The 7,032-nt window shown below is 33.3% G+C and carries 12 protein-coding genes; all 12 read left to right on the top strand.

Translation table 11 applies throughout. From position 1 onward, the window contains the following. Positions 1-193: 193 nt before the first annotated feature. The 12 genes from IQ237_RS25615 (at position 194) to IQ237_RS25560 (ending at position 6,846) form a co-directional block, all read left to right on the top strand. Entirely contained in the window at positions 194-577 is a 384-nt protein-coding gene (locus IQ237_RS25615) for a hypothetical protein (protein ID WP_194060060.1), read from the top strand. Positions 578-613: 36 nt separating this feature from the next. Then, positions 614-1,030: a hypothetical protein gene (locus tag IQ237_RS25610; RefSeq protein WP_194060059.1), complete on the top strand. Its 417-nt coding sequence runs from the start codon at positions 614-616 to the stop codon at positions 1,028-1,030. A gap of 4 nt (positions 1,031-1,034) precedes the next feature. Then, positions 1,035-1,397 (top strand): hypothetical protein, encoded by a 363-nt coding sequence (locus tag IQ237_RS25605; RefSeq protein WP_194060058.1) that lies wholly within the window; start codon positions 1,035-1,037, stop codon positions 1,395-1,397. 304 nt (positions 1,398-1,701) lie between these two features. Continuing rightward, the gene (locus IQ237_RS25600) at positions 1,702-2,085 is read left to right on the top strand and encodes a hypothetical protein (protein ID WP_194060057.1); all 384 of its coding nucleotides are present in this window, start codon (positions 1,702-1,704) and stop codon (positions 2,083-2,085) included. After that, positions 2,069-2,581, top strand: coding sequence for a hypothetical protein (locus IQ237_RS25595; RefSeq protein WP_194060056.1), 513 nt, complete (start codon positions 2,069-2,071; stop codon positions 2,579-2,581). Before IQ237_RS25600 ends, IQ237_RS25595 begins: the two co-directional genes overlap by 17 nt. After that, a complete protein-coding gene (locus IQ237_RS25590; RefSeq protein ID WP_194060055.1) occupies positions 2,578-3,324 on the top strand; it encodes a hypothetical protein in 747 nt (248 codons plus the stop codon). Before IQ237_RS25595 ends, IQ237_RS25590 begins: the two co-directional genes overlap by 4 nt. Positions 3,325-3,441: 117 nt before the next feature. Continuing rightward, positions 3,442-4,578, top strand: coding sequence for a hypothetical protein (locus tag IQ237_RS25585; protein ID WP_194060054.1), 1,137 nt, complete (start codon positions 3,442-3,444; stop codon positions 4,576-4,578). An 81-nt stretch (positions 4,579-4,659) separates the two neighbouring features. Beyond that, on the top strand, positions 4,660-5,016 hold the full coding sequence (locus tag IQ237_RS25580; RefSeq protein WP_194060053.1) for a hypothetical protein: 357 nt from the start codon (positions 4,660-4,662) through the stop codon (positions 5,014-5,016). A 100-nt stretch (positions 5,017-5,116) separates the two neighbouring features. After that, positions 5,117-5,293, top strand: coding sequence for a hypothetical protein (locus tag IQ237_RS25575; protein ID WP_194060052.1), 177 nt, complete (start codon positions 5,117-5,119; stop codon positions 5,291-5,293). 36 nt (positions 5,294-5,329) lie between these two features. Next, positions 5,330-5,614 (top strand): hypothetical protein, encoded by a 285-nt coding sequence (locus IQ237_RS25570; protein ID WP_194060051.1) that lies wholly within the window; start codon positions 5,330-5,332, stop codon positions 5,612-5,614. Positions 5,615-5,706: 92 nt separating this feature from the next. Further along, positions 5,707-6,048, top strand: coding sequence for a nucleoside triphosphate pyrophosphohydrolase family protein (locus IQ237_RS25565; protein WP_194060050.1), 342 nt, complete (start codon positions 5,707-5,709; stop codon positions 6,046-6,048). Between the two features lie 12 nt (positions 6,049-6,060). Beyond that, a complete protein-coding gene (locus IQ237_RS25560) occupies positions 6,061-6,846 on the top strand; it encodes a hypothetical protein (RefSeq protein WP_194060049.1) in 786 nt (261 codons plus the stop codon). Positions 6,847-7,032 lie beyond the last annotated feature (186 nt).

The raw sequence follows: 7,032 nt of genomic DNA, 5'->3' as shown, positions 1-7,032 counted from the left end.
AAACAAGTGTACTTTATCAAGTTTGCAATGTCTACCAAAGTCATGGAAAAAGTTATTTAATAAAGTTATTGAATAATTCAAAAACAGGTAGTTAATTGTTGCCTCAAACTGATAACCTATTAGGTTTCCAACCGTTCGTTCGTCGTGTGTTTGATGCTATAACAAAGACATATCAAGATGTTGAGGTATTGTTATGGTAAAACGAGATGAAGGCGCATATTTGTTAACCGCTGCTAATGGCAACAAATATGTTTTAGGTTTAGATAACGCTACATATAATTCAATAGGATCATCCATAGGACTAACTAAATTAGGGGAAAACACACCTATTCCAGATGATGCTGATGCAGGTAATTCAATTAATGATTTAATAGCACTTGGAGCAGCTAGAAAAATCAGTTGTCGTGTAGAAATGACAGATGGTAAGCTCAAAAGGAAAATCATTGTATGTCCTGCCAATAAACCATTTAAAGCTCTAATTGGTAAGCAGGTTAAAATTATGAATAGTACCAGAACTGGTTATGATACCGGAACTATTAAAGGTGCTGTTGTAAAGACTTATCGCCGTTTCAAATAATTTGTTGTTTTAATTATTGTAGTGAGGTTTTGAATTATGGCTATGTTTTCAGTATTGCACGTAATTGGTGAGTCATTAAATGTTGCAGGTGAAAATACACCTACAAGTTTTTATTTCTTGGGTGCTAAAAATATCTATACTAATTCTTCTTGGAATATTGCCACCGGAATTAAAGATGTTACTGCAACCCACAAAGGCAAAGTACCACTAACATCTGTAGGAGAATTAGTCAAAAGAGGTATTTTAAAAACTGTAAAAGTTACTGTTGCCAATACACCTGGATATAGAGAAATTAGATATTCAGGAGCATTGTCAAAATCAATTGACAACGATCAATCTGCTAGTGTCAAAGGAGTAATTGGTTTATCTTTTCCGGCAGGTAGTGGTGCAAAATGGGCAGCTAAGACTATTACCGCCGTATCTAGTACAGAATTAGAGATTATAAAGGTCTAATCCTATGTTTAACAATATCTCTGATTGGCAATTAATAACAAATATTCAGTCAGTTAATTTATCAATCAGAGATATTTTAATCATCAATTCTGATGATGTACCTCATATTTTCACTAGCCCAATAATTGCTTATTCTGTTTCCACAAGCAATCAGCATTGGTATAAAGCAGGTTATCTAGTCCAGACATTACCAGCACCCATAAAACTTGGTAGCGTATTGCAAGGCGAAGCATTATTTATAAAACTATTTACACCAACTATACATAAGTTTAATCGCTTTACTGCTGGATACAACTTAGTGTTTAAAGTACCACTATACTTTAGTGATGTAACTTTTTCTATTTGGGAGTATAAACAACCTGTTTAAGCGTCCTCAAAGTCTTGCTGTAAATATGTTTATCGTTGTATAGATAAATATTTATATATTCAACAAATATTATTTAATAATGTAATATAAAACGGCGAAACCGGTATCTGTACCGGTTTTTAGTGTTTTTGTACTCCTAAAGATAGAGGGTAGGGTCTTGCAAGTGTTTTTTTTTACGCTACTGTTGAAAACAAGAAATCAATAACAACGACATAGCAACACTTTTGGCTATTCAATCTATGGAATAATCATGAGTTAGCTTGTGCTAAAAGTTATTGAATAAACTTATTCAATAAATACAACCATGACAATTCAAAAATCAACTGTACTTACAAAACTTGAAGCGTTAGGCTACAAAATTATTAACCAAGATACGGTACAGATACACTGGACTGATGTTTTATACAATCCATACCGTAAAGGTCTATTCCCTGGGTTGTTGCGTTCTGATAATCATGAGATCAAAAGAGTATTTTACAGCCGCTGCAAAGGCATGAAAAAGGATGAGGATGATATCAAATTGGAAGTTATCTATGATGAGGATTATTTAATTAAATATCTCATCAATAAATTGTTCATACCACTACAAGTTGGTGGACAAGCCAATGATTTTAATATGTTGATGAAAGTATTGGCTAAGGCATACAAACAATTTAAAGAACAAATGAAAAATGAAATACTCGACTAAATTTTGGTACAACACAGTTACCAAAGAATCACGATTAAGAAAACCCAAGAACATTTTAGGCTGGGAGTATTGGGATAGCAAAGAAGAATTTAGTTTCTATTATCAAACTTTACGTCCTATATGTAAAAAATTTGATGTAGAAATAGTTAGACAACATCAAATAACAATTGCTTACTCTGGTAGACTTGGCAAGATTACATGGTGTTTTGATTTTGTGCTTTTTTCAAAATATTCACCTGCATCTAAACCTCTAGTGGCAATTGAATATAAAGGTGATTGGGTATTAAACAAAAGTGGAGAAATAGGTGCATTGCGCAATAAATTGGCATTGTTAGAAATTCACAACCCACAATTATTTGAATCTACTTGTTTTGTGGGATCTAACAAATTACAAACTAGACTTAAATCAATGCCTTGTTTTCACCCATCTGGTGTTACTTTCAATGCGCCAACTTTGGATTATTGGATAAATGAACAGTTGAGGAAATACACATGAGTTTTTCTTATTTTGAGGTTGATAGTTCTAAGGGTCAAAAATACGCTAGATTGTACCCGCCAAAAAATGTCGATGATCAATTATCCTGCCAAATTGACTTTGAAGAGCTACAGTTCCAAAAAGACGATGTTTATATCTACCTAACAGGTAAAATTAGGAGTCACTCAAAAGGTATCGAAAAATCATTTAAGGAACATAATTGTCCTGGCGAGACAGTAGTCATTAGATTGCTAAACAAGGGTGAACACGAAACTACCTATAAAGGTGAAACTAAGAAACATACTCAATCTACACTAGAGCTTTTTTTGTGCAATAGAATCAATGCTTTAGATTGGGATAAAGCATACACTGGGATGATTAGATTCCGTTATGACGGTATGCTGACATACTTACTTGGTGATGTAGGTATGACTCCTGATATGAAGGAACAGGCTGAGAAAGCAGCTATTAATTTAACACCACTAGAAAATAAAACAATTGAGTTAGAACCACTAAAAAATGCAGTTGGTTACAAAGGTGGATACGGAGGTTCTAAAGGGCAAACTGAGTTAGAAAAATTGAATGATAGAATGGCGTTTACTTTGCAACAAATGAAGGCAATTTTTCCTGAGGCTAAACTTGATAGTATTGCAGATTTGATTCAATTACTTGCATCAGATGGTGATAAACCTGGCTATGTAAGCTACTGTTTAAAAACTATTTCTGAAGTAGCGACTTTAACAATAGGTAAAATACCATTCTAGTCGTAGATAAAGTTATTCAATAACTTTATTCAATAAACCAACATACAAGGTTTTGATACCTCATGAATGATTTTATTGAATAACTTTATTAAATAAATCTCATCACAAAATAGTGCAATGGAAGAATTTAGACCCGAAGAATACATCAATCCCAAAGATTTTATGGTAGATTTACTACCAACTTGGAAGTCATTAATAACAAATGATAGTGAACCATTGGGAGTGCAATTACAACAGGTAATAGGTAACTTTGTTTGGTATTCCAATCCTGACTTATATCAAATAGTTTGTAGCTATATGATGTTAAGTCAAAAATGGTGCAAAGTAGTACCGATTATGTTCTGTTATGGATTACCCGGAAGTGGTAAGTCTACAATTTCAATCCTTACTGCATATTTGCACAATCAAGAGTATACATTTAGCAGTTCTGATACTTTTCCTAGTATTAGAAACTCGTTAGATCACTTGAGATGGATAGATGAGGATAAGCAATATGAAAAAGACGGTGCTATTCTCTGTTGGGATAATTTAGGTAGTCATGATTTAAGACGAGACCCACGTCTTTTGCAGTTACTCTTGTTTGGCTATAACCGTTCAACTGATAAGGTAATGATTGCTAACAATGATGGGACAAACAAAGTTTTTCATGTGTTTTGTCCTAAGGTAATATCATCAGTTGAACCATTACATCAAGATGTAGATTTTCAAGAGTTGCATAGACGATTTTTAATCATCAATCACAAAAAAGTAGATGGTTTGAATATCAATCTCGAAAGTATTAATGATTATGATTTTTCTGATTTTGCTGAGTTTTACTTTGATTTTTGGCACAATAAGTTGAATTGTATTCAGTATGTTTCAAGACGTAAGCAATTTAGCAGTAACAAGCAATGGAAAATAACAGAGACACAAAAAACAGTTTCTATTGACTTGGCTGCTATTCATTCACTGATTTACGAAACTACTACCTTAGAAACAATTACTTTGATAGAGAAATATTGGCAACAAATTATGAACACTAATGTTAAATCTGAAATAGAAGATGCACTCGAAACTTTCATGAAAGTTGAATTTATGAAACTAGAGAACATAGGAGGTACTTATGTTAGACATAGCGTGATTAAAGATTACATTGCTTTATTAATTAAAGATGGTGTAATCACAAACTCTGAATCTAAGGAATTTAAAAAAGTTCTCAGAAAGTTAGGTTATATCTCTACAAAAATAGGATGGTTTAAAAATGAATCAGTTTAAGTGACAGTGTAATAACACTGAGGATTGAAACATAACACTGAGGATTGAAACGAAACAACTAGCTAATCCAAACTATCCAAAATGACAATACTTATTACACCGATTGGAAAATACTGCAAACTTGGTACAACTGCTACAGTCCCTTACACTCTTGACCAACCTATTGAATCATGGTTTTTAATAGGTAGTAATCACGAAAAACCTATGGAGTTATCCATTTTTGTTGAAAAATTACGTCGTGAAATTGAATTAAAAAATTACGACAAACATCCAGTAATGATATCAGACAAAAACATAGTTGCAACTCATTCTATTTCATTCTGTGAGATGTATTCAGAGTATAGACATTTTTGCATAGAGCTAGGAGCCAAAGAAGTATCACTCAATGGCTTTTGGGTATTTTGTCAAATTAACCCGCTCAGAGTATGGCAACAATAAAAGTGACAATTACTAATTAAGGTAATTGAGGATTGAAACGACAAAATCATTGAATTAATTAACCAAGAATTGAGATTAGAAATTAGGAGTGTACTTGACAATGATTGTTGACGTAAAAATTAATTTGACTCTCAATCAGTTAAAAATTTTAATACATCATCTGCAATTGTCTTTACCAGAGGTTGATGAGTATTTTACTGATGAGGATAAAGAGTTGCTAGAACTACTAAAGCGATTGGAAGAATTGCTGATGGTATCAGAAAAATTAAGAAAGTAACACAATGGCGACAATTACTAAATAAGGAAACAAATTGTGAAAAAACAAAAACAATCGTTTAAGCTATTTGACGAGAATTATGTGTTGGTAGAGAAAAGAGCGTTATTGCATACTCTACTAACAATGACTTACCTAGCACAAACGTTAGCTTCTTATATGAGTTGGAATCCAGACTCGTTTTATCAAATTGCAGAAGAAATAGTAGAGAAAACAGGGATGGAAGCTGCTGACACAATTGAATCACTGTCTACAGATCAGGTGAATAAAATACTGAATGAGATAAAAGATTCTACTAGTTTTGTGCAGCGAATTAATTTTTAAGTAGCTATAGGTAATTTTATTAAATAACTTTATTTAATAAGTTTACCTATAAACAACTAACAATACACAATTCAATCAATAAGGAATAGCAAATGACAGAATTACAGCAACATCTAGAATTTCTAAAACAATACTCCAGTGAGTATGAATTATCAGATATCACAGAATTAGCTGTACTTGCGTTAGGCTTGGCGGGTGAGACGGGTGAAGCAATAGAAATAATTAAAAAGTTAATTCGTGACAACAATGCCATTGTTGTCAATGAGTTAATAACTCAATCATTAATCAAAGAATTAGGCGATATTCTAGCCTATGTTTTATTGATTGGAAATTATTTTGACATAGCACCTGCTGAGATAATTAAAACCAATCGTCAGAAACTGGAAAAACGTTTAAATAACGGAACTATACGCGGATCAGGAAACGATAGATAGGAAAATTAGGCAATGAATAAAGCAACTAGAGCAATGATTCAAATATCTGGTATCGATGTTGAAGTTTTCAGATTACCAGATGGTGAGTATGTGATGAGTCAATCACAAGTAGCTAAAGCAGTGAATACCAGTGAGTTTAATGTCAGGTATTTTCTGAAAAATAGAACGGAAGAATCAGGGTTTCAAGTTCGTGAAAAATTAGACACAAAACAGGTAGAAACCTTATCTGGTAAGGACTTTAAGTTCGACAATTCAATAGCTATTGGTAGAGACGATCACGGTAGAGGTGGTAGAGGGGAAATCAAAATAGTACCTATCCAAGTAGCTACCGAATTTTGGATAGAACAGGCACTTAAACACAATCCCATAGCCGTACCGTTAGCTTATGCCTGTCTAGAGGAAACTTTGAAACGGAGATGTGATAATGCTTTTGATATTGCCAAAACCAGTGAACAATATGAACAGGAGTCAATCAACAGTAGGGAGCAATGGTTAGAATCTCGTGGTTTTTTGAAAGATGCCCACGCTAGTTTTACTAACTGCTGTAATTACAATGGTTTTAACGCTGCTATAGCACACAATGAAATTACTAAGCAATTGTTAGGCAAAGTGGCCAATGAGTTAAGGGAGAATGAGTTAATTAATGGCGATTGGAAGATAGGACTTAACCATATTGCTGACTATCAGGACTTAATTCGAGTAGCACGAGTGAAACTTCAGTTCAGTAGGTACAGAAGTGGTAACGTCAGAGAAAGAATTAAACGCGCTATCAAAGATTTAGGACAAGTGGTAAACTAGAGTAGTTACAAATCTCCCATAACCTAGCTGTTGCCGTGGCTAGGTTATTTTTTTATTTAATAACTTTATTCAATAAATTTATTCTTATTCACCAGTTAAGGATAGAAGTTTTTTATATCCTAGTCGTATGCCATTAACATCTACTAGGCGATCACCGGACAACTTGAGTAATCATCAGTTAAGGAT

The organism is Sphaerospermopsis sp. LEGE 08334 (genome assembly GCF_015207205.1).
Lineage (GTDB): Bacteria > Cyanobacteriota > Cyanobacteriia > Cyanobacteriales > Nostocaceae > Sphaerospermopsis.
Note: the sequence above shows the minus strand (reverse complement) of the source record. Positions and strands in the feature narration are given on the sequence as shown.

Bases quoted from the DNA above. Each gene is read 5' to 3' on its own strand.
- IQ237_RS25615 (WP_194060060.1), top strand. From the start codon at position 194: ATGGTAAAACGAGATGAAGGCGCATATTTGTTAACCGCTGCTAATGGC.
- IQ237_RS25610 (WP_194060059.1), top strand. From the start codon at position 614: ATGGCTATGTTTTCAGTATTGCACGTAATTGGTGAGTCATTAAATGTT.
- IQ237_RS25605 (WP_194060058.1), top strand. From the start codon at position 1,035: ATGTTTAACAATATCTCTGATTGGCAATTAATAACAAATATTCAGTCA.
- IQ237_RS25600 (WP_194060057.1), top strand. From the start codon at position 1,702: ATGACAATTCAAAAATCAACTGTACTTACAAAACTTGAAGCGTTAGGC.
- IQ237_RS25595 (WP_194060056.1), top strand. From the start codon at position 2,069: ATGAAATACTCGACTAAATTTTGGTACAACACAGTTACCAAAGAATCA.
- IQ237_RS25590 (WP_194060055.1), top strand. From the start codon at position 2,578: ATGAGTTTTTCTTATTTTGAGGTTGATAGTTCTAAGGGTCAAAAATAC.
- IQ237_RS25585 (WP_194060054.1), top strand. From the start codon at position 3,442: ATGGAAGAATTTAGACCCGAAGAATACATCAATCCCAAAGATTTTATG.
- IQ237_RS25580 (WP_194060053.1), top strand. From the start codon at position 4,660: ATGACAATACTTATTACACCGATTGGAAAATACTGCAAACTTGGTACA.
- IQ237_RS25575 (WP_194060052.1), top strand. From the start codon at position 5,117: ATGATTGTTGACGTAAAAATTAATTTGACTCTCAATCAGTTAAAAATT.
- IQ237_RS25565 (WP_194060050.1), top strand. From the start codon at position 5,707: ATGACAGAATTACAGCAACATCTAGAATTTCTAAAACAATACTCCAGT.
- IQ237_RS25560 (WP_194060049.1), top strand. From the start codon at position 6,061: ATGAATAAAGCAACTAGAGCAATGATTCAAATATCTGGTATCGATGTT.